Origin of the sequence: Brachymonas sp. J145, from assembly GCF_036312245.1 — a bacterium.
GTDB classification, from domain to species: Bacteria; Pseudomonadota; Gammaproteobacteria; order Burkholderiales; family Burkholderiaceae_C; genus Brachymonas; species Brachymonas wangyanguii.
In genome coordinates, this window is record NZ_JAZDCI010000017.1 from 1 (window position 1) to 23,591 (window position 23,591).

Below are 23,591 nucleotides of genomic sequence, written 5' to 3' on the forward strand. Positions count from 1 at the left end.
GCGATGATCTTGGCAACCACGCCAGCGCCCACGGTACGGCCACCTTCGCGGATGGCGAAACGCAGGCCTTCTTCCATGGCGATCGGGGCGATCAGCTTCACGGTGATGGACACGTTGTCACCCGGCATCACCATTTCCTTGTCGGCCGGCAGCTCGATGGAACCGGTCACGTCCGTGGTACGGAAGTAGAACTGGGGACGGTAGTTGTTGAAGAACGGCGTGTGACGGCCACCTTCGTCCTTGGACAGCACGTACACCTCGGCGGTGAACTCGGTGTGCGGCTTGATGGAGCCCGGCTTGCACAGCACCTGGCCGCGCTCGACGTCTTCACGCTTGGTGCCACGCAGCAGGATACCGACGTTGTCGCCAGCCTGACCCTGGTCCAGCAGCTTGCGGAACATTTCCACGCCCGTGCAGGTCGTCTTCTGGGTGTCCTTGATACCCACGATCTCGATTTCCTCGCCGACCTTGATAATGCCGCGCTCGACGCGACCGGTCACCACGGTACCACGGCCGGAGATGGAGAACACGTCTTCCACCGGCATCAGGAAAGTGCCGTCCACGGCGCGCTCGGGCGTCGGGATGTAGCTATCCAGGGCTTCGGCCAGCTTCATGATGGCGCCTTCGCCCAGGTCGCCGGTGTCGCCTTCCAGCGCCATCTTGGCAGAACCCTTCACGATCGGGGTGTCGTCACCCGGGAAGTCGTACTTGCTCAGCAGCTCGCGCACTTCCATCTCGACCAGCTCCAGCAGCTCCTCGTCGTCCACCATGTCGCACTTGTTCAGGAACACGATGATGTAGGGCACGCCAACCTGACGGGACAGCAGGATGTGCTCGCGCGTCTGGGGCATCGGGCCGTCAGCAGCGGAACAGACCAGGATAGCGCCGTCCATCTGGGCCGCACCGGTAATCATGTTCTTCACATAGTCCGCGTGGCCGGGGCAGTCCACGTGTGCGTAGTGGCGGTTGGCCGTTTCGTACTCGACGTGGGAAGTGTTGATAGTGATGCCGCGGGCCTTTTCTTCGGGCGCGTTATCGATCTGGCTGTAGTCGCGGGCGTCGCCGCCGAACTTCCTGGCCAGCACGGTAGCGATCGCTGCCGTCAGGGTGGTCTTGCCGTGGTCCACGTGACCGATGGTGCCTACGTTGACGTGCGGCTTGCTCCGTTCAAACTTTTCTTTTGCCATTTTTCGACTCCGAAAAACAATGAATGATTGATTGAAAAAGACACCACCCGGCAGACGCCGGGGAATGAATGGTGCCCATGGGCAGGATCGAACTGCCGACCTCTCCCTTACCAAGGGAGTGCTCTACCACTGAGCCACATGGGCAATTATTTCACACGAGAGACAAGCACACGCAACACTGGAGCGGGAGACGGGAATCGAACCCGCATCATTAGCTTGGAAGGCTAAGGTTCTACCATTGAACTACTCCCGCACACTTGATGGCGTCAGGAGCCAACCCTCAAGTTACGGCAGAGCCGCCACTCAGTATTTGAAGCTTGTGGTGGAGAGGGCTGGATTCGAACCAGCGTACTCGCAAGAGGGCAGATTTACAGTCTGCTGCCATTAACCACTCGGCCACCTCTCCACAGCAAGTTTTGAATTATGCCATGCTTTTTGGCTTTTTTCCAGACCCCTGCATTTTTTTGCGAAAAATCAGGAGAACAGCTCGGCCAGGGCCAGGCCTGGCTCCGGCTGCCGCATGAACGCTTCCCCGATCAGGAAGGCGTGCACACCGGAATCCCGCATTGTAACCACATCTTCGCGTGTCAGGATGCCGCTTTCCGTCACCACCAGCTGTCCCTCGGGCAAATCGGGCAGCATGTCGAGTGTCGTCTGCAGGCTGACCTCGAAGGTGCGCAGGTTGCGGTTGTTGATGCCCAGCAGCAGGGATTCGGGTTGGCGGACGCTGGCCAGCAACTTCAGCGCGCGCTCCATTTCGCCGCGGTCGTGGACTTCGACCAGCACCGACATGTCCAGATTGCGGGCGATGGCAGCCATGTCCTGCAGCTGGGCATCATCCAGGCTGGCGACAATCAGCAGGACGCAGTCCGCCCCCATGCTGCGCGACTCGTAGATCTGGTAGGGATCGATCATGAAGTCCTTGCGCAGCACCGGCAGGTCGCAGCTGGCACGCGCCTGCTTCAGGTAGTCCGGGCTGCCCTGGAAGAACTGGCGATCGGTCAGCACCGACAGGCAGGCGGCAGACAGCTTGCCATTGCCTTCGGCATAGCTCTGGGCAATATCCGCCGGGATGAAGTCCTCCCGGATGATGCCCTTGGACGGGCTGGCCTTCTTGATTTCGGCAATGACGGCCGGCTGGCCGGCCGCCATCCTGGCGCGCATGGCACCGGCAAAATCGCGTGTCAGGATGCGGCTTTCGGCATCGGCGCGCATCGCTGCCAGCGGCGTCCTGCGCTGCGCTGCAGCCACTTCCTCGCGCTTGACGGCGTTGATTTTTTCGAGAATGTCTGTCATGTCCTGTCCTTCTGATCCGGTTCGGGCGCGGCCTGCTTGAGCACCTTGACGATGACGCGGTGCATCACCAGCCCCACCACCACGAACAGCAGCGAAATGCCGATGGCGATCCAGGCGCCTTCATCCTGGAACATGCTTACGCCGCCTTGAGTTGTTGCGATACGCGGACGAACTCGTCCAGCTTGGCGCGGGCGGCACCGGAGTCCAGTGTCTGGCGTGCCAGATCGACACCGGCCTGGATCGACTCGACCACATTCGCGGTATAGAGTGCCACGCCGGCGTTGAGCAGCACGATGTCACGCGGTGCGCCCTGCTCGCGGCCGTCCAGCACGGACAGCAGCACTTCACGCGATTCGACCGGGTCGTTGACGGCCAGCGCGCGCTTGCTGCGCATGGTCAGGCCGTAGTCCTCCGGGTGCAGCTCATATTCCAGCACCTGGCCATTCTTGAGTTCGCCAACCAGGGTGGCAGCACCCAGGCTGCACTCGTCGAGACTGTCCTGGCCGTAGACCACCATGGCGTGCTCGGCGCCCATGTCCTTGAGCACGCGCACCAGAATGCCGACCAGGTCCTGGTGGAACACGCCGAGCAGGATGTTGGGCGCGCCGGCCGGGTTGGTCAGCGGGCCCAGGATGTTGAAGATGCTCTTGACGCCGAGTTCGCGGCGCACCGGTGCCACGTTCTTCATCGCCGGGTGGTAGTTGGGTGCGTACATGAAGCCGATGCCGCACTGTGCCACGCACTGCGCCACTGCGGTGGGCGACAGGTCGATGCAGGCACCGAGCTGTTCGACCGCATCGGCGCTGCCCGACTTGCTGCTGACGCCACGGCCACCGTGCTTGCTGACGCGGCCGCCGGCTGCGGCAATCACGAACATGGCGCAGGTGGAGATGTTGAAGGTGTTGGAGCCGTCGCCGCCCGTACCGACGATATCGACCAGATGGGTCTTGTCGGCGATCTCGACCTTGGTGGCAAAGTCCCGCATTACCTGGGCGGCAGCGGTGATTTCGTCCACGGTTTCCTTCTTCACGCGCAGGCCGGTGATCAGCGCGGCCATCATCACGGGCGAGACCTCGCCGGTCATGATCTGGCGCATCAGGTCAACCATTTCATCGTAGAAGATTTCGCGGTGCTCGATAGTGCGCTGCAGCGCTTCCTTGGGGGTGATTTTCATCGTGGTGCTTGTCATGGGGTGTTTCCGGTGAATCGTTGCAGCTCAGAGTTCGAGAAAGTTGCGCAGCATGGCATGGCCGTGCTCGGTCAGGATGCTTTCCGGGTGAAATTGCACGCCCTCGATGTCGAGCGTCTGGTGGCGCACGCCCATGATCTCGCCGTCATCGGTCCAGGCCGTCACCACCAGCTCCGGCGGCAATGTGGCGCGCTCGATCGCCAGCGAGTGGTAGCGGTTGACGATGAACTGGCGCGGCAGCTGGCGGAACACGCCTTCCTGCGTGGTGGTGATCATGCTGGTCTTGCCGTGCATTTGCACCTGGGCGCGCACGATGTTGCCACCAAAAGCCTGGCCGATGGCCTGGTGCCCCAGGCAGACGCCGAGGATCGGCAGCTTGCCGGCAAAGTGCCGGATCGCGGCGACCGAAACACCGGCTTCGTTGGGCGAGCAGGGGCCGGGCGAAATGCACAGGCGCTCGAAACCGCCGTCTCGGAACAGCTGGTCCAGCTGATCGAGCGTGATTTCGTCGTTGCGATGCGTGATGACTTCGGCACCGAGTTCGCCAAAGTACTGCACGATGTTGTAGGTGAAGCTGTCGTAGTTGTCCACCATCAGGACACGGATCTTGCTCATTGCAGGCCCTCCTCCACCAGTTCTGCGGCACGCAGCAGGGCGCGTGCCTTGTGTTCGGTTTCGCGCCATTCCATCTCGGGAATGCTGTCTGCCACCACGCCGGCAGCCGACTGCACATACAACATGCCGTCCTTGACGATGCCGGTACGGATCGCAATGGCGACGTCCATGTCACCGGCATAGCTCAGGTAGCCACAGGCACCGCCGTAGATGCCGCGCTTGACCGGCTCCAGCTGGTCGATCAGTTCCATGGCGTGAATCTTGGGCGCTCCGGTGAGCGTGCCCGCCGGGAACGTGGCACGCAGCACGTCCATATTGCTCATGCCGTCCAGCAGCGTGCCCTGTACGTTGCTGACGATGTGCATCACGTGGCTGTAGCGCTCAATGGCGAAGGCTTCGGTCACCTTGACCGAGCCGGTTTCAGCGATGCGGCCAATGTCGTTGCGCGCCAGGTCGATCAGCATGACGTGTTCGGCACGCTCCTTGGGATCGTTGATCAGTTCCTGCTCGATTGCCAGATCGGCCTCGGGCGTGGCTCCGCGCGGGCGCGTGCCGGCCAGCGGGCGGATCGTCACGGTCTGCTCGCCGCTGCTGCCATGTTCGTGGCGCACCAGGATCTCGGGCGAGGAGCCCACCACCTGGAAATCGCCGAAGTGGTAGTAGTACATGTACGGGCTCGGGTTGAGCGAGCGCAGCGCACGGTATAGGTTGAGCGGATGTGCGGCAAAGCGTTTCTGCAGGCGCTGACCAACCTGCACCTGCATGAAGTCGCCGGCGGCGATCAGGTCCTTGCCGCGCTGCACCGCCTGCAGGTAGTCGTCCTTGGCGAAGATGCGTTCGACCGGTTCGCTCTGGTAGACGCTGGTGACTGGCGGCACGGCCGGCTCGTTGAGGCGCTGGCGCAGTGTGCGCAGGCGCTGATGGCCACGGGTGTAGGCCTCAGGCTGAGCCGGATCGACATAGACCAGCAGATAGAGCTTGCCGGACAGGTTATCGATGACGGCAACTTCCTCGCACTGCAGCAGCAGGATGTCGGGCGTGTGCAGGTCGTCGGGCGGGCAGGATGCCTCCAGTTTTTTCTCGATGTAGCGCACCGCGTCGTAGCCGAAGTAGCCAGCCAGGCCACCGCAGAAGCGCGGCATGCCGGGACGCACCGCGACCTTGAAGCGCTGCTGGTATTGCGCGATGAAATCGAGCGGGTTGCCGCTGGCGGTTTCGACCACCTGACCATCGGTCACGACTTCGGTACGCGCATCGGCACCGAAACCGCTGGCGCGCAGCAGCGTGCGCGCCGGCAGGCCGATGAAGCTGTAGCGGCCAAAGCGCTCGCCGCCGACCACGGATTCGAGCAGGAAGCTGTTGCGGCCACCGTATTCGGCATGGGCCAGCTTGAGGTACAGCGAAAGCGGGGTTTCCAGATCGGCGAAGGCTTCCAGCATCAACGGGATGCGGTTGTAGCCCTGCGCGACCAGGCTCTTGAATTCAAGTTCTGTCATGGGAAATCCATCGGGATGAGGGGCGGTGCGCGCCTTGCAGCGTCGCCACGGGCCTTGCGCCCACACTATAAACCGCCGCGATCAACATCAGGCCGTGCCCGTCAGCAGGCGGACACGCACCACCAGCGCCTGCACAGGCGCAGAGGAACGCTCAGGACCGCCAGGGCCAGGCTCCCCGGTCAGCGCGACCTCGGGTGATGCTGCGATGGATGAACATGGCCATCAGTTTAACAAATCGCACCCGGGCGTGCCAGCGACACACCCTGCAGCTGCGCCATGCTGGACAGATAGCCCTGCGCCGGTACCTCGCGGATCGGCTGGCCATGGTTGTAGCCGTAATCAACCAGCAGCACCGGACAGCCGGCCGCGTGCGCCGCCTGGGCATCGTTGCTGGAATCGCCCAGCATCAGGGTGACGGCCGGGTCGGTGCCGAGGGCACGTGCCGTTTCGAGCAAGGGCAGCGGATCGGGCTTCTTGCGCGCAAAGGCATCGCCACCGAAAACGCAGCGGAAATAGCCGGCAATACCGAGCCGCTGCAGCAGCACTTCGGCGTGCGCCTGTGGCTTGTTGGTCAGGCAGGCCAGCGGCAGCCCGAGCGCCTGCAATTGTTCCAGCCCCTGCTGCACGCCATCGAACAGCCGGCTTTGCTGGCCATTGATCTCGCCATAGTGGCGCTGGTAGCTGGCGAAGGCGGTATCGAAGCGGGCGGCATCGGCACCAACCTGCTGCAGGGTCTGGCGGATCAGGTGCTCCGAACCCTTGCCAACCAGCTGGCCGATGGTGCTGCGCGCGATGGCCGGCAGCTGCAGTTCGGCCAGCATGGCGTTGAGCGCCAGATCGAAGTCACCCATGGTGTCGACCATGGTGCCGTCCAGATCAATCATCACGCCCTGCACCGCCAGCGGCTGTGACGCGCAGGGCCAGCGCAGCTCGGCCACGCTCATGCCAGCGCCTTGCGCATGTCGCTGATCACGGCAGCGTAATCGGGCTTGCCGAAGATGGCACTGCCGGCGACGAAGGTGTCGGCACCGGCATCGGCTACGCGGCGGATGTTGTCGGCCTTGATGCCGCCATCGACCTCAAGGCGGATGTCCTTGCCGCAGGCATCAATGCGCTTGCGCACGGCCTCGATCTTGCGCAGCGCGCTATCGATGAAACCCTGACCGCCAAAGCCGGGGTTGACGCTCATGATCAGGATCAGGTCGATATCGTCGATGACCCAGTCGAGCACATCAAGCGGTTCGGCCGGATTGAACACCAGACCGGCCTGGCAGCCGGCACCCTTGATCGCCTGGATGCTGCGGTGCACATGGCTGCTGGCATCGGGGTGGAAGCTGATCAGGTCGGCGCCGGCCTGGGCAAAGGCCTGCGCCAGCGCATCGACCGGCTGCACCATCATGTGCACGTCCATCGGCACCGGCTGGCCGTCGGGCGTGACGGCATGCGGCTTGATGGCCTGGCAGATCATCGGGCCGAAAGTGAGGTTGGGCACGTAATGGTTGTCCATCACGTCAAAGTGGATCCAGTCGGCGCCAGCGGCAATCACGTTGCGCACTTCGTCGCCCAGGCGGGCGAAATCGGCCGAGAGAATGGAGGGGGCAATACGGTAAGTGGTGCTCATGTCTGGTATTGTCGTGCATCTTGCCGCCATCTGCGCGGATGTTCGTCGTGTCCTGATCGGAGCCCATGCCAGATTTCACCCCCGCCCCTTCCAGCGATTACCAGTTGCACATCGAGGTGCGCCCGGAATATTTGCCGGAGGAATCGAATCCGCCGCGCCAGTACCTGTTTGCCTACCATGTGACGATTACCAATACCGGCAACGTGCCGGTACAGGTGATCGCGCGCCACTGGATCATCACCGATGCCTACAAGCATGTGGAAGAAGTGCGTGGCCTGGCCGTGGTGGGCCACCAGCCGCTGCTGGAGCCGGGTGACAGCTTTTCCTACAGCAGCGGCACGCCGCTGCGCACGCCCGAGGGGCGCATGGAAGGCAGCTTTTTCTGTGTGGCCGTGGACGGCACGCGTTTTGATGCACCGATTCCCCCGTTTGCGCTGCAGGCGCACCAGCCGGACGCCGATCCGCCCGAGGCAGCGCCGGCCAATCGCGTGCTGCACTGATATCGCCATTGCCGATGACGCAAGAGATCGACGACAAGCTCCAGTATCTGCTCAATACGCTGGATCCCGATGCCAGCCTGGCGCAGCGCCACCTGTGGCTGCATGGCGTGATGGAGTGGATCCGGGGCGACGATGAGGAAGATATCCAGAAGGCCGTCGGCCGCGTGCGCCTGTTCCTGTCCACCGTGCAGCCGCTGACCGAATGGCGCTTGCGCTGGCGCGAATGGTGGCTGCGCTTTGTCACCGATATCGACGTCACGCCGCTGCTGGCCGATGCCGGCTTTGCGCCGCGCAACGCCTTCGTCAGCGAAATGGCGCACCGGCTGCGCAAGAAGATCATTCCGGCCACGCCGGAAACCACCGATCTGGGCGAGCTGTTCGTGCTGCTGTTTCCGTCGCTGTTCGATGCCCAGTGGATCAAGGCACTGGACGAAAAGACGCTGCAGCAACTGCAGGCCGTGCTGCTGCAGCCGATGGCGCAGGAAGAGCTGGACCCGGTCACCAGTGACCTGAGCCTGACGCTGGAAGCGCGCGAAACCGCGCTGACGCAGATGGCCGGCATGGACACGCCCGGCGCGGAAGAACTCAGCTACTGGCAGGAGATCCTGATCGATGCGATCTCCTACAGCCTGAGCCAGATCAACGCGATCGGCTTTGCCAGCGAAATCCGCACCCGCATGGCGAGTTCGGAAAGCACGGCGCGCGTGTTCCACGAGCTGCCGGTGGCAATGTTCAGCTTTGTCCGCGTACTGCGCTTGCACGGTGCCCAGTCGGAGGCCACAAAGCTGTCGGCGCAGATCCTGCGCGGCAAGCTGCAGGCCAGCAAGCTCGCCATCAGCACCGTCTATGACCACCTGGACCAGCACGGTATCTCGGTCGGTATCGTGTTCATGCTGAAGCAGGTGCGCGATCGGGTGCAGCGCGTCAACCAGCTGCTCGATTGCCTCATGAGCGAACAGCAGATGCTGTCGGCGGCGCGCATGATCTCGCGCCTGGTGCGCATCAGCCGCGATCGGCGCAGCCTGCGCAAGCTGTGGCAGGAAAACACGCATTTGACGGCGGCCAAGGTGGCCGAGCGCCAGGCGCTATCGGGCGAAAGCTATATCACGCGCAACTTCCATGATTGGCGCGCCCTGTTCGGCAAGGCCTTTGGCGGCGGTCTGGTGATGGGTGTGGCAGTCTGGTTCAAGTTCGTGCTGAGTGCGCTGGCACTGTCGATCTTCTGGACCGGCCTGACCGCCGGTATCAACTATGCGCTGGCTTTCGTCGTGATCCAGCTGATGCACTGGACCGTGGCGACGAAACAGCCGGCAGTGACTGCCCCAGCCATGGCGGCCAAGCTCAAGGATATCGATGACCCCGAGGCGATACCCGCGTTCGTCGATGAGGTAGCGCACCTGTTCCGCTCGCAGGTGGCCGCGATTGTCGGCAACCTGCTGGCGGTGGTGCCCATGGCGGTCCTGATTTCGATTGCGCTGCAACACTACACCGGCTCCCCGATGATTTCCGATGGCGTCGCCTTCCACACCATGTCGAGCCTGGACATCATCGGCCCGACCGTGCTGTTTGCCGCCGTTACCGGCGTGCTGCTGTTCCTGTCCAGCCTGATCGGCGGCTGGCTGGAGAACAGCTTTGTGCTGAACCGGCTCGATTCCATCATCGCGCACCATCCGCGCTCGCGCCAGTTGTTCGGCACCGAACGCGCTGCACGCTGGAGCCAGTGGTGGCGCGAGAATATTTCCGGTCTGGGCGCAAATATCTCGCTTGGTCTGATGCTCGGCCTGGTGCCCTCGTTTGCACAGTTTTTCGGCATCGGCTTCGAGGTGCGCCACGTGACGCTGGCTGCCGGCCAGCTGGGTGCCGCAGCGCACACGCTGGGCCTGGAAGTGCTGGAAATGCGGCCCTTCTGGCTGGCGTTGCTGGGTGTCTCGCTGATCGGCCCGATCAACGTGATGGTCAACTTCTACCTGGCCTTCCGTACCGCACTGGCGGCGCAAAACGTGCAGCGCGTCGATCGCCACCGCATCTATGACGCCCTGCGCAACCGCATGCTGTACACGCCATTCACCTTCTTCTTCCCGCCCAGTACTCCGGGCAGCAACAAGCCCCAGTCCTGAGCGCGTCATGCCTGCCTCACACGGTGAATTCGACCTGATCCGCCGCCATTTCCGGCGCGAACAAACGCTGCGTCAGGCGACGCTCGGTATCGGCGATGACTGCGCGCTGCTGGCACCGGCAGCCGGCCAGCAACTGGCCATTTCCACCGACCTGCTGGTAGCAGGCCGGCACTTCTTCGCCGATGTCGATCCGGCCACGCTCGGCCACAAGTCGCTGGCGGTGAACCTGAGCGATCTGGCTGCCTGCGGTGCACGTCCATTGGCTTGCACGCTCTCACTGGCCCTGCCGGAAATCGACGATGACTGGCTGCAGGCCTTTGCCGCCGGCCTGTTTGCGCTGGCCGATGCCCATGGCTGCGAGCTGATAGGCGGCGACACCACGCGCGGCCCCTTGACCATCGGCATCACGGTATTTGGTGAAGTGCCGCAGGCAGAGGCGCTGCTGCGCAGCGGTGCGCGCCCGGGCGACGGCATTTACGTCAGCCATGGCCCGGATCAGGGTCTGGGCGATGCGCGACTGGCCTTGCAGCTGTTGTTGCAGGATCCCGCCCTGGTTGCCTGGCCGGCTGCCGTGCGCGCCCGGCTGCTGCAGGCCACGCGCGCCCGGCTGGAGCAACCTGAGCCACGTGTCGCACTCGGCCTGGCCTTGCGCAGCCTGGCCAGCGCCTGCTGCGACCTGAGTGATGGCCTGTCGGGCGATCTGCGCCATATCCTGGATGCCTCCGGCTGTGCCGCTGTGCTGCAGGCCGATGCCTTGTGGCAGGCAGCCAGTCCGGCGCTGCGCCAACATGCCACATCGCTCGTCCTGGCCTATGCGCTGGCCGGCGGCGATGATTACGAACTGCTCTGGACGGCTCCGCCCGAACGCCATGAACAGGTATTGGCTGCCGCACATTCCTGCGGCTTGCAGGCCACGCGCATCGGCCAGATCGAAGCCGGTACCGGCCTGCGCCTGCAACAGGCCGATGGCAGCATCGTTCCCGTAGACTCCACGGCTTTCGACCACTTCCGCTGAACGCGTATCATGCTGCTCATGCCGCATTCCGCCCCGCAAGCTCCCCGCCGCCCCGATCTGGCCTTTACCTTCAGCCACCCGGCCCACGCACTCGCGCTCGGCCTGGGATCGGGCCTGTCACCCAAGGCACCGGGCACAGCCGGCACGCTGTTTGCCTGGGCCAGCTGGCTGCTGCTGGCAAGCTGGCTGCCAGCAAGCGTCATGTGGGCGCTGCTGCTGCTGGCGATTCCGCTCGGCTGGTGGGCCTGCACCGTCACCGCACGCAATATGGGCGTACAGGATCCCGGCAGCATCGTCTGGGATGAAGTCGCCGCTTTCTGGCTGGTGCTGCAAGTGCTGATGCTGCAATTGCCGCTACCGCTGCTGTCCGGCAGCGCCCTGCTCTGGCAGCTGGTGGCGTTCGCGCTGTTCCGCTTTTTCGATGCCGCCAAGCCACAGCCAGTGCGCTGGGCTGATCAGGCCTTCAAGGGCTGGGGTTGGCGTGGTGGCTGGGGCATCATGTTCGACGACCTGGTTGCCGCCCTGTGCAGCGTGGTCGTGCTGTCCGGTCTGCTCTGGCTGCTGCGCTAAGGTGCAATTTCAGGACAGCGCCGCCAGAATCGCCGTCATCAGGCCGCCATTGAACAGGGCGTACAGCACCAGCCCCGCCAGGCCGCCAATCAGCGTGCCATTGAGCCGGATGTACTGCAGGTCCTTGCCCACGCTGCGCTCGATCTCCTGCACCATGTAGCGCGTATCCCAGCCCTGCACCGTGGCCCGGATATGCTCCGGCGCAATCTGGCGCAGCTGCTCCGTCAGGTGCTCCACGGCAATTTCCAGCTGCTGGTTGGCCGCCTCCTGCCAGACCGGGTCATCGCGCAGCTTCTGCCCCAACTGGGCTGCGTAGCGCTCGAACTGCGCCGCAATCACCGACTCGCTGCTGGACAAGTCCTGGCGCAGCCAGTCACGCAGGCGCTGCCACAGCTGACTGGCATAGCCCTGCAGTGCCGGATGCCGCAACAGCTCGGTCTTGAGCTGCTGCACGCGCTGCTGCATGTCGGGATCGTGCTCCAGCCGCTCCATCAGGCGCACCACCTCATCGACATAGTGCTGGCGCACCGGATGCTCCGGATCACGCAGCACCACCTGCACCTCGTCGATCAGCGCCTGCGCCAGCCGGTCGGCCAGGCGATCGGCAATGTCCTCGGTGTAATCGAGCTTGTCGACAAACCAGGTCATCTTCGGATATTCGCGGCGCGCCATCTCGATCATCTTGTCGGCAATCAGCAGGCGGATCTGCGGCGAACCGACCCAGTCCGAGACCTTGATCAGCGCCGTCTGCAGCACGCGCTCGTGGTGGCCGCCCTGCGTCAGCATGTTGACCAGCTGCACCGCCGTCGGCGCCGCATTCCAGTCGTGCAGCTGGCGCTTGACAATCGCCAGCAAATCACGCTCCAGCGCCGGGCTGTCGAGTGCCGCCACCGACTGTGCCGCCCACTGCTGCAACTGCGTCGCCAGATGGCGCACCCGCTCCGGCGCACTCAGGTACTCGCCGATGCGATGCGCCGGATTGAGCGACTGGATGCGCGGCAACAGCACCGCCTTGTCGAGAAACTTGTCGCGCACGAACTGGGCCAGGTTGTTGGCAATGCGCTGCTGGTTGCGCGGGATGATCGCGGTATGCGGAATCGGAATCCCCATCGGATGGCGGAACAGCGCCACCACGGCAAACCAGTCGGCCAGGGCACCTACGGTGGCCGCTTCGGCAAACGCGGCCACCCAACCCCAGATGCCGACACGGCCAAAATATTCGCTCAAGGCCAGCAGCGCCACCGCGCACAACAGCGCCCCCAGCGCAATGCGCTTCATGTTGCACAGGCCGCGCGCCTGCTCGGCAGCGCGCAGCTGCATGTCCAGTGCATCAGGAGATGATTCGCTTGGCTTCATGCTGCCATTGTGCACCCGGCAATACCCACATGGTACGCAGGGATTCCGCCAAGTCCGCGATTTGATTGAGCGGTATCGATATAACCCAAAGCTATGCTTTTTCCCTGCACAATGGTCCGATCCATTTCCCTGATTTCTACTGACAACTGCCAGGAGACTGCATGAAAGCCCAATCCGTACTCGACACCATCGGCAACACCCCGTCCATCCACTTCAGCCGCCTGTTCCCCGGTGAGCAGCAGGTCTGGGTCAAGGCCGAGCGCTTCAACCCCGGTGGTTCCATCAAGGACCGCATCGCCCTGTCCATGATCGAGGCGGCGGAAAAGTCCGGCGCGCTGCAGCCCGGCGCCACCATCATCGAGCCCACTTCCGGCAACACCGGCGTCGGCCTGGCCATGGTCGCTGCGGTCAAGGGCTACAAGCTGGTCCTGGTGATGCCGGAAAGCATGAGCGTGGAGCGCCGCCGCCTGATGCTGGCCTACGGCGCCACGTTTGACCTGACGCCGCGCGAAAAAGGCATGAAGGGTGCCATCGCCCGTGCTGAAGAACTGGCCGCCCAGACGCCCGGTTCCTGGATTCCGCAGCAGTTCGACAACCCGGCCAACCCGGAAATCCACGCCGAAGCCACGGCGCGTGAAATCCTCGCCGATTTCCCCGAAGGCCTGGATGCCGTGATTACCGGTGTCGGTACCGGCGGTCACATCAGCGGCGTGGCGCGCGTGCTCAAGGCGCAATGGCCGCAACTCAAGGTCTATGCCGTCGAACCCACGCTGTCGCCCGTGATCAGCGGTGGCCAGCCCGGCCCGCACCCGATCCAGGGCATTGGCGCCGGCTTCATCCCGAAGAACCTCGACACCGGCCTGCTCGACGGCGCACTGCAGGTCGATGGCCCCACCGCCATGCAGTACGCACGCGATGCCGCCACGCGTGAAGGCCTGCTGGTCGGCATCAGCACCGGCGCCACGCTGGCTGCCATTGCCGCCAAGCTGCCCGAACTGCCGGCGAACGCCCGCGTGCTCGGTTTCAACTACGACACCGGCGAACGCTACCTGTCGATCGAGGGTTTCCTGCCGGCCTGATTCCGACAGCCTCCCCAATGCAACAAGGCCCGTCATCACACCGATGACGGGCCTTGTTGTTGGTCACTACAGCTGGCGATCAGCCCTGCTGCATCAGGCGTGCCACGCGCTCTTCCAGCGGCGGATGGGTCGAGAACAACTTGCCCAGTCCACCGGTAATACCGAAGGCCTTCATGCCCTGCGGCAGCTCACCCGCCTGCAGGCTCTGCAGGCGCTTGAGCGCATTCACCATCGGGCGGCGGCTGCCCATCAGGCGCACCGAATCGGCATCGGCACGGAATTCACGCTGACGGCTGTACCAGGCCACGATGATGGACGCCAGGAAGCCCAGCAGGATATCCAGCACCATGGTGGTGATCCAGTAGCCGACGCCCGGGCCGGAATTGGAATCGCTGCCGCGGCGCAGGAAGCCATCCACGGCATAGCCGATCACGCGGCTCAGGAACACGACAAAGGTGTTCATCACGCCTTGCATCAGCGCCATGGTCACCATGTCGCCGTTGGCCACGTGCGCCACCTCGTGGCCCAGCACGCCTTCGACCTCTTCCTTGGTCATGCTCTGCAGCAGGCCGGTAGACACCGCCACCAGTGCCGAGTTCTTGAAGGCACCCGTGGCAAAGGCGTTCGGCGCGCCGTCATAGATACCGACTTCGGGCATGCCAATCTTGGCCTCGGCTGCCAGGCGGCGCACGGTATCGACGATCCAGGCCTCATCGGCATTGCGCGGCTGGTCGATCATGTGCAGACCCATGCTGGTCTTGGCCATGGTCTTGCTCATCAGCAGCGAGATGATGGCACCGGTAAAGCCGATCACGAAGGCGTACACCAGCAGGCTGGTGTAGTTGATGCCCTGGGCCGTCAGGTAGTGGTTGATACCGAGCAGGCTGGTCACCAGCCCGAGCACCGCCACCACGGCCACGTTGGTCAGCAGGAACAGAAAAATGCGTTTCATGGTCTTTCTTTCTCGTCACGGGTGCAGCACGCTGCACGGGTTGCTGTCGCGCCCCCGCAGGAGCGCGCGATTCTCAGATAAGGATCATCAGGCCAATTGCCATCGCTACCAGCTGAAAAATATCATCAATTTGTGAATTTTGCTGGAGGTGGCCGCCTCAGCGGCCGGAATACCGTGACATCGTCGTAGAAATCGGCATCGCTATTGTCCTGCCACCAGCCGGGTACGCCCAGCACCGGCAAATGCACATACGGCTTGGGCACCAGCGCCGACTCGCCCAGATCCTGCGCCAGCCAATCGTCCCAGGCCGCTTGCCAATCCGGCGATCCCACCGCCGGCATCTGTTCAGGCACCCGGTAGACATGCGCCGTGATGCTCTTGAACGGCTGCACCAGCTGTTCCAGCAACGCATGGCCAAACAGCAGGATGTCGCATGCTGCCCACAACGCACGCTCTTGCACGAACAGCTCCTGCCAGCGCTTGTGCGCCAGCGCCTGCCACAGCACCTCCGGACCGCGGAACAGCGCCACGTTTTCGTCGAACAGTGTCAGTGCATCGCGTAACGGGCCGCGTTGCGCACCCACGCCGCCCAGCCGCGCCAGCTCACCCGCCTGCAACAGGTTGAGGCGACGCTTGGCTCGCGGAAACTGCAGCCACATCAGGCCATTGAAATAATCGTGCAGATTGTCGCGCGTCGGCACCTGCAGCGTGTCAAAGATGAACTGTTCGTAGGCCACGCCTTCGGGCAGTGCGGCCTGCGGTACAAAGCGTACGCCGGCCTGCTGCGGGAATCCGTTGAGCGCAGCGGCCAGATCGCCCCGCGCCTGCCAGGCTGCATGGACGGCCTGCGCCAATGGCTGGTGACTGACCAGCCACGGCGCATTCCAGTCCGGCGTCACGGCGCTCAAGCCGTTACGCGCCAGCCCAGCGTTTCGCCGGCACGCAGCGGCGTCAGGGTAGCACCAGCGCCGTAGCTGTAGCTGGCAGGCACTTCCCAGTCCTGCTTTTCCAGTGTCAGCGTGCCCTGGTTCACCGGCAGGCCATAGAAGGCCGGGCCATGCAGGCTGGCAAAGCCTTCCAGCTGGTCCAGTGCACCGGCCTGCTCGAAGGCCTCGGCATACAGCTCCATCGCCGCATAGGCGGTGTAGCAGCCGGCGCAGCCGCTGGCATGCTCCTTCAGGTGCGAGGCGTGCGGCGCGCTGTCGGTGCCCAGGAAGAACTTGCCGGAGCCGCTGGTCGCCGCTTCCACCAGTGCCACCCGGTGCAGCTCGCGCTTGAGTACCGGCAGGCAGTAGTAATGCGGGCGGATGCCGCCAGTAAAGATGGCATTGCGGTTGTACAGCAGGTGGTGCGCCGTGATGGTAGCCGCCGTGTACTGGTCCGACTCCTGCACATACTGGGCCGCTTCACGCGTGGTGATGTGCTCGAACACCACTTTCAGCTCGGGGAAATCCTGGCGTAGCGGACGCATCACGCGATCGATGAACACTGCCTCACGATCGAACAGGTCGATCTCGCTGTCGGTCACTTCGCCGTGCACCAGCAGCAGCATGCCATGTCGCTGCATCGCTTCCAGCGTGGCATAGGTCTTGCGCACATCGGTCACGCCAGCATCGCTGTTGGTGGTGGCACCGGCCGGATACAGCTTGCAGGCCACCACGCCGGCATCGCGCGCGCGCACGATTTCCTCGGCCGGCGTGTTGTCGGTCAGGTACAGCGTCATCAGCGGCTCGAAGTCCACGCCTGGCGGCACGGCCTGCAGGATGCGCTGCTTGTACGCCAGCGCCTGCTCGGTGCTGGTGACCGGCGGGCGCAGGTTGGGCATGATGATGGCGCGGCCAAACTGGGCAGCGGTATGCGGCACCACGGTGCGCATGGCGTCTTCGTCACGCACATGCAGGTGCCAGTCGTCGGGGCGGGTAATCGTCAGTCGTGTGGTCATGGTTCTCGTGACAAGGGGCCTTGCCGGCCCCTTGTCTGCTTCGGTGGATCAGTGTTGCAGGATCTTGTTGAGGAAGTCCTTGGTACGCGGCTGGCGTGCCTCGGGATTGCCGAAGAATTCCTCCTTGCTGCAATCTTCCAGGATTTTGCCACCGACATCGATGAAGATCACGCGGTTGGCAACCTTGCGGGCAAAGCCCATCTCGTGCGTCACCACCATCATGGTCATGCCTTCCTTGGCCAGATTGACCATCACGTCCAGCACTTCACCGACCATTTCCGGGTCCAGCGCCGAGGTCGGCTCGTCGAACAGCATCACCACCGGATCCATGCTCAGCGCGCGCGCAATCGCCACACGCTGCTGCTGGCCGCCGGAAAGCTGGCCGGGGAACTTGTCCTTGTGTGCCATCAGGCCCACGCGGTCCAGCATCTTCAGGCCGCGCACCTTGGCTTCGTCGGCCTTGCGGCCCAGCACCTTGATCTGGGCAATTGTCAGGTTGTCCGTCACCGACAGGTGCGGAAACAGCTCGAAGTGCTGGAACACCATGCCGACCTGGCTGCGCAGCTTGGGCAGATTGGTCTTGGGATCGGTCAGCGAGGTGCCGTTGACGATGATCTCGCCTTTCTGGATCGGCTCCAGCGCGTTCACGGTCTTGATCAGCGTGGACTTGCCGGAACCGGACGGACCGCAGACCACGACCACGTCGCCCTTGTTGATGTTGACGGAGCAATCCTGCAGTACCTGGATCGGGCCGTACCACTTGGAGACGTTCTGGATTTGAATCATGTGTTCAGACATTTGTGGGATCTCCATGTCAACGGATGATGGCAATCTTCTTGTGGACGCGCTTGGCGATCCACGACAGGCTGTAGCACAGCACGAAATAGGCCAGCGCGGCCATCAGGTAGGTCTCGGTGGTGCGGCCGTAGTTCTTGCCCGCCGTCTCGAAACCTTTCAGCAGGTCATAGGCACCAATCGCATACACCAGCGAAGTATCCTGGAACAGGATGATGGTCTGCGTCAGGAACACCGGCAGCATGTTGCGGAAGGCCTGCGGCAGTATCACCAGACGCATGTTCTGGCCATAGCTCATGCCCAGCGCCTGGCCGGCAAACACCTGGCCACGTGGAATCGACTGGATGCCGGCGCGCACGATTTCACTGAAATAGGCCGCCTCGAACGCCACGAAGGTGATGATGGCAGAGTATTCCGCGCCAATCGAGCGCCCGATGATCATCGGCACCAACAGGAAGAACCACAGGATCACCATCACCAGCGGAATGGAGCGCATGCCGTTGACGTAGATCGCTGCCGGCACTTCCAGCCACCTCTTGCCGGACAGGCGCATCAGCGCCAGCACGGTGCCGAACAGGATGCCACCAATCGTGGCCACGATAGTCAGCACGATGCTGAACTGCAGGCCCTTGAGGATGTAATTGCCGAAAAACTCGGCGTCCAGGAAGGAAAAGCTCAGATTCATGATCAGTGCCCTCCTGCCGTGCCGCTGGCGACAAAACCAGGCAGTCGCGCCTTCTTCTCGATATAGGCCATGATGCGGTTGATCACCAGCGCCGAGAAGATGTATAGCACCGTCACCGCCAGATAGACCTCGATCAGGCGCGCCGTCTCTTCACCCGCCTGCATGGCAAACTGGGTCAGCTCCGGAATCGATACCGCGAACGCCACCGAGGAGTTCTTGAAGATGTTCATCGACTCGCTGGTCAGCGGCGGAATAATCATACGGTAGGCCATCGGCAGCAGCACGTAACGGTAGTACTGCGGCGTGGTAAAGCCCAGCGCCTGGCCGGCATAACGCTGGCCCTTGGGCAGCGCCTGGATACCGGAACGCACCTGCTCGGCAATACGCGCCGAGGTGAACAGGCCCAACGCCAGCACCACCAGCACGAAGGGCGGCACACTCTTGGCGGCCGGGATCAGCGCTGGCACCACGTGGTACCAGAGGAAAATCTGCACCAGCAGCGGAATGTTGCGGAACAGCTCCACCCAGGCATTGCCAATGCGCACCAGCCAGGGGCTGTTTGGCAGCGTGCGCATCACGCCGATGATGGAACCCACCACCAGCGCAATCACCAGTGCCACCAGCGCTACCGATACCGTCCATCCCCAGGCGGAAATCATCCAATCCAGGTAGCTGACATCCCGTCCGCTTCCCAGACACCCGGCGATGCTGTCGCCGGTCACGATGTCCTTGCAGAACACCGACCAATCCAGGCCATTCATACGCGCTCTCCTTGTTGCTGTTGCTGGCGCTGCCCACCTTGTGCGCTGACAGTGCCAGTCCTCCCATTCGCCCGCCCGACGGCTTCAAACAGACTGGGGCGTCATGCTACACGAGTCCCATTGCAACCCGCATACCATTGTCGCCCCAGACCAGGAAAACCCATCATCCGCACCAGCTGTGCACGGATGATCGCGGTATTACTTGGCGTAGTCTTCCATCGGCTTGTTGTTCGGGTTGGCCCAGGCCTGCTTGGTGCTTTCCGGCAGCGGCAGGTTCAGGGTCACGTTGGCCGGCGGAATCGGCTGCATGAACCACTTGTCATACAGCTTGGCCAGGGAGCCATCGGAAATCTGGCGCTTGATGCTGTTATCCACGGCTTCCTTGAACTTGGTGTCGCCTTTGGGCAGCATGCAGGCAATCGGCTCCACGTTCAGCACTTCGTCCAGGAACACGAAATTCTTCGGATTCTTGGACTTGGCGATGTTGGCGGCCAGAATGGAGCCGTCCATCACAAAGGCATCGGCACGGCCGGATTCCAGGATCAGGAAGCTGTCTGCGTGATCCTTGCCCATCACTTCCTTGAACTCCAGGCCGTCAGCGCGGCTGTGCTTGCGCAGCGTCTGCACGGAGGTGGTGCCGGTGGTGGTCACGATGGTCTTGCCCTTCAGGTCGGCAATCGACTTCAGGCCGGATTTGGCGTTCACGGCCACGCGCACTTCCTCCACGTAGGTGGTCACGGCGAAGTCCACATCCTTCTGGCGTGCCAGGTTATTGGTGGTGGAACCGCATTCGAAGTCGATGGTGCCGTTCTGCAGCAGCGGGATACGGTTCTGCGAGGTGATCGGCTGGTAGTTGATCTTCAGGTCGCTGACGCCCAGATCCTTCTTCAGGTCATCCACGATGCGCTCGGCCATCTCGGTATGGAAACCGACATACTTGCCGTTGCCCAGCGTGTAACCCAGACCGGAAGACTCACGCACGCCCAGGTTCACGACACCCGAACTCTTGATCTTGTTCAGGGTATCCACGGCAGCGGCAGATGCCGCAGCACCGCTGGCAGCACCAGAAGCGGCGTTGGACGGGGCATCCTTCTGGCCACAGGCCACCAGGGTCAGTGCAGCAGCTGCGCAGGCAGCGGCAATCAGACTTTTGCGCATAAATGTATCTCCTAGATTCGTTCAGTCCGCACGATCGGACGCATTTTCATTCTACGGAAATCCGGGGCCTGTTTTTTCCTGACCAACTACTGAATTACCTGTATTTGGCCCTGATTCGGCCTGAGATTGTTGCAAATTCCACATTTCCGCATAGCGTCCCTGCTGCTGCAACAAGCTGGCATGGTCGCCACGCTCCACGATGCGCCCTTGCTCCATCACCAGGATCTCATGGGCATCCACCACGGTAGACAGCCGATGCGCAATCACCAGCGTAGTCTTGTTATCCGCTACCTGACGCAATTCGGCCTGGATCGCACGCTCCGTCGCTGAATCCAGCGCCGAAGTCGCCTCGTCCAGCACCATGATCGGAGGATTCTTCAGCAGTGCCCGCGCAATCGCCACACGCTGTTTTTCGCCTCCCGACAACTTCAGGCCACGCTCTCCAACCATGGTCTGGTAACCATCTGGCGTGGACACGATGAAATCGTGGATTTTCGCCGCCCTTGCTGCCGCCACGATCTCGTCCTGACTCGCATCGGGTCGACCATAGCCAATGTTGTAGGCCACGGTATCGTTGAACAGCACCGTATCCTGCGGCACGATGCCGATCGCCCGGCGCACGCTGTCTTGCGTCAGCTCGCGTACATCTTGACCATCCAGCGTGATACGCCCCGCTTGCACATCATAGAAACGATACAGCAGGCGTGCCAGCGTTGATTTTCCGGCACCGGATGCGCCTACCACGGCCACCGTCTTGCCGGCCGGAATCACGAAGTCCAGACTCCTCAGAATCGGTCGTGCAGCATCGTAATGGAAATCCACCTGCTCAAAGCGGACCTCAGGCAAGCCGTGGTGCAGCTGCAGCTCCGCTGCGTCCGGCTTGTCCTGCACCTCTCGCGGCGTATCTATCAATGTGAACATCTTGTCCAGATCGGTCAGGCTTTGCTTGATCTCGCGGTACAGCACGCCGAGGAAGTTGAGCGGAATGTACAGCTGGATCATGAAGGCGTTCACCATCACCAGATCACCCAGCGTCAGGCGCTGGTCGACGACTCCTTGCGTCGCCATCCACATCATCACGACCAGCGCTGTGGCAATAATCAGCTGCTGACCGGCGTTCAACAGGCTGAGCGAGCGCTGGCTCTTGAGCGCGGCCTGTCGGTACGCCTCGAGTTGCTGCGCATAACGATGCGTCTCATGCGCCTCGTTGTTGAAATACTTGACCGTCTCGTAATTCAGCAAGGCATCGATGGCCTGCGTATGCGCCGCCGAATCCAGCCGGTTCATCTCGCGCCGGAACCGGGTGCGCCACTCGGTCACGCTGACGCTGAACACGATGTAGGCAACCAGGGCGACCAGCGTGACCCAGACAAAGCCCATGTCGAACTTGTACGCCAGAATGCCCAGCACGATGCTGACCTCGATCAACGTTGGCAAGATGCTGTACAACGAAAATGAAATCAGCGCATGCACGGCACGCGTCCCACGTTCGATATCGCGTGTCATGCCGCCAGTCTGCCGCTCCAGGTGGAAGCGCAGACTCAGACTATGCAGATGCGCAAAAGTCTCCAGCGCGATGCTGCGCGCCGCCCCTTCGGTCGCCTTGGCAAACACCAGTTCACGCAGCTCCGTGAACAGCGAGGTACAAAAACGCAACAATCCGTATGCGGCAATCAGGCATAGCGGCACCACCAGCACCATCGCCGGATCACCTGGCTTGACCTGCATGGCATCCACCAACTCCTTCAGCAACAGGGGGACGCCAATATTCGCCAGCTTGGCCAGGACCATCAACGCCAGCGCGATCAGCACGCGCCAACGGTATCGCCACAGATATGGCAACAATCGCTTCAGGGTTATCCAGTCCCTGCGCTGCTCCGGATCCTGCGGAACCTCACCTCTGCGGGAGCCTTGGGCCATCCCTCTCATCGCTATTCCTTTTGGTAAATCATGACTTTACCTTACCTTGTACAGCGGCAACACCCGACATTCATAGCTAATTTGGATTCGCCAATGGGGTTTCCCCCTATGTCTATCGATTTTTTGATCCAGATCAACAGCCTGTCAAAAAATGCTGGATCACCATGATCGCCAGTTCACGCGGCAGATGCACGCAAGTCTCACCGAGCTGCATCGAACAGTTGCTATCTCGCTTTATCTTTCACTTAAATTTCCAGGACGGCAAGGAAGATGCATCAACATAGATGTCGCATGATGGTTACATGTGAATTAATACCGCATACAACCAAGGAAATTCGGCTGTATACTTCGCTTCCTTTAGAGCTAATTTGAAATGCATTAGGAACTAAAGGTTTTTAACTCATGTCTGTCTTGCAGACATGCCCCTCCTGCTGAACTTGAAAGCACACCGTGAAAGTTCCCACTCAAGACTCGATTTGCGAGCAACATATTGCCACCCTCGAACTGACCCTGCCACGCATGCTGGCCCGCCTGGTTGAACGAGGTCGAGCGGAACTTCATACACGTGACATCATGCGCCAGCAAGCCTACGCTTTCTATCGTATCAATGCCCTGCTGATTTTCGAGGCTTGCGGCGATGGCATCCTGAAAGTCACGATCATCCCTGAACAGCTGACCTGCCAACGTGGCTGGCGCTGCCCCGCTACGCTGCGCACGATTGTGGAGTTGCTGGTCAGCAGACTTGTTCACGCCCATGGCTATCGTCAGTGGTGTCTGCTGGAAGCAGACCAAGCCTACGAGGAATTCGAAAAATCCACTACCGCTTACTACCGCATGCTGCACCCGGGTGACATGCCAGGCAGCTATCGGCAGGATGGCACTGCTCCGCGTTACGCTGTACAAGAGTGCATCCCGCGCGAACCCGGCATCAGCCGGGACTTGCTGAGTCCCTACCTCTCCTGGTAAGCAGCTACGGCGAATCGATCAGCATCGGCACATGGAGCAATCTATGTGCCGATTTTTGCTTTGCGTGTTGTTTCTGGACAGCCAGCACCAGCTGATCGAGTACGAGTACGAGTGGAGTTGGAGTTGGAGTTGGAGTTGGAGTTGGAGTTGGAGTTGGAGTTGGAGTTGGAGTTGGAGTTGGAGTTGGAGTTGGAGTTGGAGTTGGAGTTGGAGTTGGAGTTGGAGTTGGAGTTGGAGTTGGAGTTGGAGTTGGAGTTGGAGTTGACCCACTTCGGTGGACGGGTACTGGTTTGATACTCAAACCGTTTCGGGTGTTGTCTCGGCATGCACATGGGCATCCTCGACAACATCAAACAGGGCTTCGTTGCTCC

The 23,591-nt window shown here is 62.1% G+C and carries 23 protein-coding genes and 3 tRNA genes; 6 read left to right on the forward strand and 20 right to left on the reverse strand.

The window, feature by feature from the left end; genetic code table 11:
• The 11 genes from tuf to rpe form a co-directional block, all read right to left on the reverse strand.
• The coding region (gene tuf / locus V1261_RS11445) for an elongation factor Tu (protein ID WP_329771776.1) at positions 1 to 1,187 on the reverse strand (1,187 nt) is incomplete at its 3' end.
• Between the two features lie 69 nt (positions 1,188 to 1,256).
• Positions 1,257 to 1,331, reverse strand: a tRNA-Thr gene (locus tag V1261_RS11450).
• Positions 1,332 to 1,366: 35 nt separating this feature from the next.
• Positions 1,367 to 1,440 (reverse strand) — tRNA-Gly (locus tag V1261_RS11455).
• 67 nt (positions 1,441 to 1,507) lie between these two features.
• Positions 1,508 to 1,593, reverse strand: a tRNA-Tyr gene (locus tag V1261_RS11460).
• 68 nt (positions 1,594 to 1,661) lie between these two features.
• A complete protein-coding gene (trpC, locus tag V1261_RS11465; RefSeq protein WP_329771925.1) occupies positions 1,662 to 2,483 on the reverse strand; it encodes an indole-3-glycerol phosphate synthase TrpC in 822 nt (273 codons plus the stop codon).
• Positions 2,480 to 2,617: a hypothetical protein gene (locus tag V1261_RS11470; RefSeq protein ID WP_018715765.1), complete on the reverse strand. Its 138-nt coding sequence runs from the start codon at positions 2,615 to 2,617 to the stop codon at positions 2,480 to 2,482. Before V1261_RS11470 ends, trpC begins: the two co-directional genes overlap by 4 nt.
• A gap of 2 nt (positions 2,618 to 2,619) precedes the next feature.
• Positions 2,620 to 3,657, reverse strand: a complete 1,038-nt coding sequence (gene trpD, locus V1261_RS11475; protein ID WP_436231821.1) for an anthranilate phosphoribosyltransferase — start codon at positions 3,655 to 3,657, stop codon at positions 2,620 to 2,622.
• A gap of 42 nt (positions 3,658 to 3,699) precedes the next feature.
• Positions 3,700 to 4,287: an anthranilate synthase component II gene (locus tag V1261_RS11480; protein WP_329771927.1), complete on the reverse strand. Its 588-nt coding sequence runs from the start codon at positions 4,285 to 4,287 to the stop codon at positions 3,700 to 3,702.
• Positions 4,284 to 5,783, reverse strand: coding sequence for an anthranilate synthase component I (gene trpE / locus V1261_RS11485; RefSeq protein WP_329771928.1), 1,500 nt, complete (start codon positions 5,781 to 5,783; stop codon positions 4,284 to 4,286). Before trpE ends, V1261_RS11480 begins: the two co-directional genes overlap by 4 nt.
• A 227-nt stretch (positions 5,784 to 6,010) precedes the next feature.
• Positions 6,011 to 6,727, reverse strand: a complete 717-nt coding sequence (gene gph / locus V1261_RS11490) for a phosphoglycolate phosphatase (RefSeq protein WP_329771929.1) — start codon at positions 6,725 to 6,727, stop codon at positions 6,011 to 6,013.
• The gene (gene rpe / locus V1261_RS11495; protein ID WP_329771930.1) at positions 6,724 to 7,404 is read right to left on the reverse strand and encodes a ribulose-phosphate 3-epimerase; all 681 of its coding nucleotides are present in this window, start codon (positions 7,402 to 7,404) and stop codon (positions 6,724 to 6,726) included. The genes gph and rpe overlap by 4 nt, the downstream gene beginning before the upstream one ends.
• 65 nt (positions 7,405 to 7,469) lie before the next feature.
• Between rpe and apaG the strand changes: the two genes are divergently transcribed.
• The 4 genes from apaG to V1261_RS11515 are packed head-to-tail and all read left to right on the forward strand — an operon-like array spanning position 7,470 to position 11,606.
• On the forward strand, positions 7,470 to 7,904 hold the full coding sequence (gene apaG, locus V1261_RS11500; protein WP_329771931.1) for a Co2+/Mg2+ efflux protein ApaG: 435 nt from the start codon (positions 7,470 to 7,472) through the stop codon (positions 7,902 to 7,904).
• A 14-nt stretch (positions 7,905 to 7,918) separates the two neighbouring features.
• Positions 7,919 to 10,021 carry a site-specific recombinase gene (locus V1261_RS11505; protein WP_329771932.1) on the forward strand — a complete coding sequence of 701 codons (2,103 nt, stop codon included), beginning with the start codon at positions 7,919 to 7,921 and terminating at the stop codon, positions 10,019 to 10,021.
• 7 nt (positions 10,022 to 10,028) lie between these two features.
• A complete protein-coding gene (gene thiL / locus V1261_RS11510; RefSeq protein ID WP_329771933.1) occupies positions 10,029 to 11,036 on the forward strand; it encodes a thiamine-phosphate kinase in 1,008 nt (335 codons plus the stop codon).
• Positions 11,037 to 11,045: 9 nt separating this feature from the next.
• Positions 11,046 to 11,606: a phosphatidylglycerophosphatase A family protein gene (locus V1261_RS11515; protein ID WP_436231820.1), complete on the forward strand. Its 561-nt coding sequence runs from the start codon at positions 11,046 to 11,048 to the stop codon at positions 11,604 to 11,606.
• Positions 11,607 to 11,615: 9 nt separating this feature from the next.
• On the opposite strand, the gene V1261_RS11520 is transcribed toward V1261_RS11515, so the two are convergent.
• Entirely contained in the window at positions 11,616 to 12,962 is a 1,347-nt protein-coding gene (locus V1261_RS11520; protein WP_329771935.1) for a DUF445 domain-containing protein, read from the reverse strand.
• Positions 12,963 to 13,123: 161 nt separating this feature from the next.
• On the opposite strand from V1261_RS11520, the gene cysK reads away from it, so the two are divergent.
• Positions 13,124 to 14,041 (forward strand): cysteine synthase A, encoded by a 918-nt coding sequence (cysK, locus tag V1261_RS11525; RefSeq protein WP_329771936.1) that lies wholly within the window; start codon positions 13,124 to 13,126, stop codon positions 14,039 to 14,041.
• Between the two features lie 79 nt (positions 14,042 to 14,120).
• Here cysK and htpX read toward each other — a convergent pair whose 3' ends face one another.
• The 8 genes from htpX to V1261_RS11565 all read right to left on the reverse strand — a co-directional run bounded on the left by htpX (position 14,121) and on the right by V1261_RS11565 (position 22,263).
• Positions 14,121 to 14,993, reverse strand: a complete 873-nt coding sequence (htpX, locus tag V1261_RS11530) for a protease HtpX (protein WP_329771938.1) — start codon at positions 14,991 to 14,993, stop codon at positions 14,121 to 14,123.
• Between the two features lie 125 nt (positions 14,994 to 15,118).
• Positions 15,119 to 15,892 carry a DUF3025 domain-containing protein gene (locus tag V1261_RS11535; RefSeq protein ID WP_329771949.1) on the reverse strand — a complete coding sequence of 258 codons (774 nt, stop codon included), beginning with the start codon at positions 15,890 to 15,892 and terminating at the stop codon, positions 15,119 to 15,121.
• Positions 15,893 to 15,897: 5 nt separating this feature from the next.
• Positions 15,898 to 16,935, reverse strand: a complete 1,038-nt coding sequence (gene pyrC, locus V1261_RS11540; protein ID WP_329771939.1) for a dihydroorotase — start codon at positions 16,933 to 16,935, stop codon at positions 15,898 to 15,900.
• Between the two features lie 48 nt (positions 16,936 to 16,983).
• Positions 16,984 to 17,721, reverse strand: coding sequence for an amino acid ABC transporter ATP-binding protein (locus V1261_RS11545; RefSeq protein ID WP_329771940.1), 738 nt, complete (start codon positions 17,719 to 17,721; stop codon positions 16,984 to 16,986).
• Positions 17,722 to 17,749: 28 nt separating this feature from the next.
• Positions 17,750 to 18,415, reverse strand: coding sequence for an amino acid ABC transporter permease (locus V1261_RS11550; protein WP_329771941.1), 666 nt, complete (start codon positions 18,413 to 18,415; stop codon positions 17,750 to 17,752).
• Between the two features lie 2 nt (positions 18,416 to 18,417).
• Positions 18,418 to 19,176 (reverse strand): amino acid ABC transporter permease, encoded by a 759-nt coding sequence (locus V1261_RS11555; protein WP_329771942.1) that lies wholly within the window; start codon positions 19,174 to 19,176, stop codon positions 18,418 to 18,420.
• 198 nt (positions 19,177 to 19,374) lie between these two features.
• Positions 19,375 to 20,334 carry an amino acid ABC transporter substrate-binding protein gene (locus V1261_RS11560; RefSeq protein ID WP_329771944.1) on the reverse strand — a complete coding sequence of 320 codons (960 nt, stop codon included), beginning with the start codon at positions 20,332 to 20,334 and terminating at the stop codon, positions 19,375 to 19,377.
• 51 nt (positions 20,335 to 20,385) lie between these two features.
• Complete coding sequence (locus V1261_RS11565; protein ID WP_442877954.1) at positions 20,386 to 22,263, reverse strand: ABCB family ABC transporter ATP-binding protein/permease; 1,878 nt, start codon at positions 22,261 to 22,263, stop codon at positions 20,386 to 20,388.
• A gap of 441 nt (positions 22,264 to 22,704) precedes the next feature.
• Here V1261_RS11565 and V1261_RS11570 point away from each other — a divergent pair, with 441 nt between their 5' ends.
• On the forward strand, positions 22,705 to 23,220 hold the full coding sequence (locus tag V1261_RS11570; protein WP_329771948.1) for a hypothetical protein: 516 nt from the start codon (positions 22,705 to 22,707) through the stop codon (positions 23,218 to 23,220).
• Positions 23,221 to 23,591 lie beyond the last annotated feature (371 nt).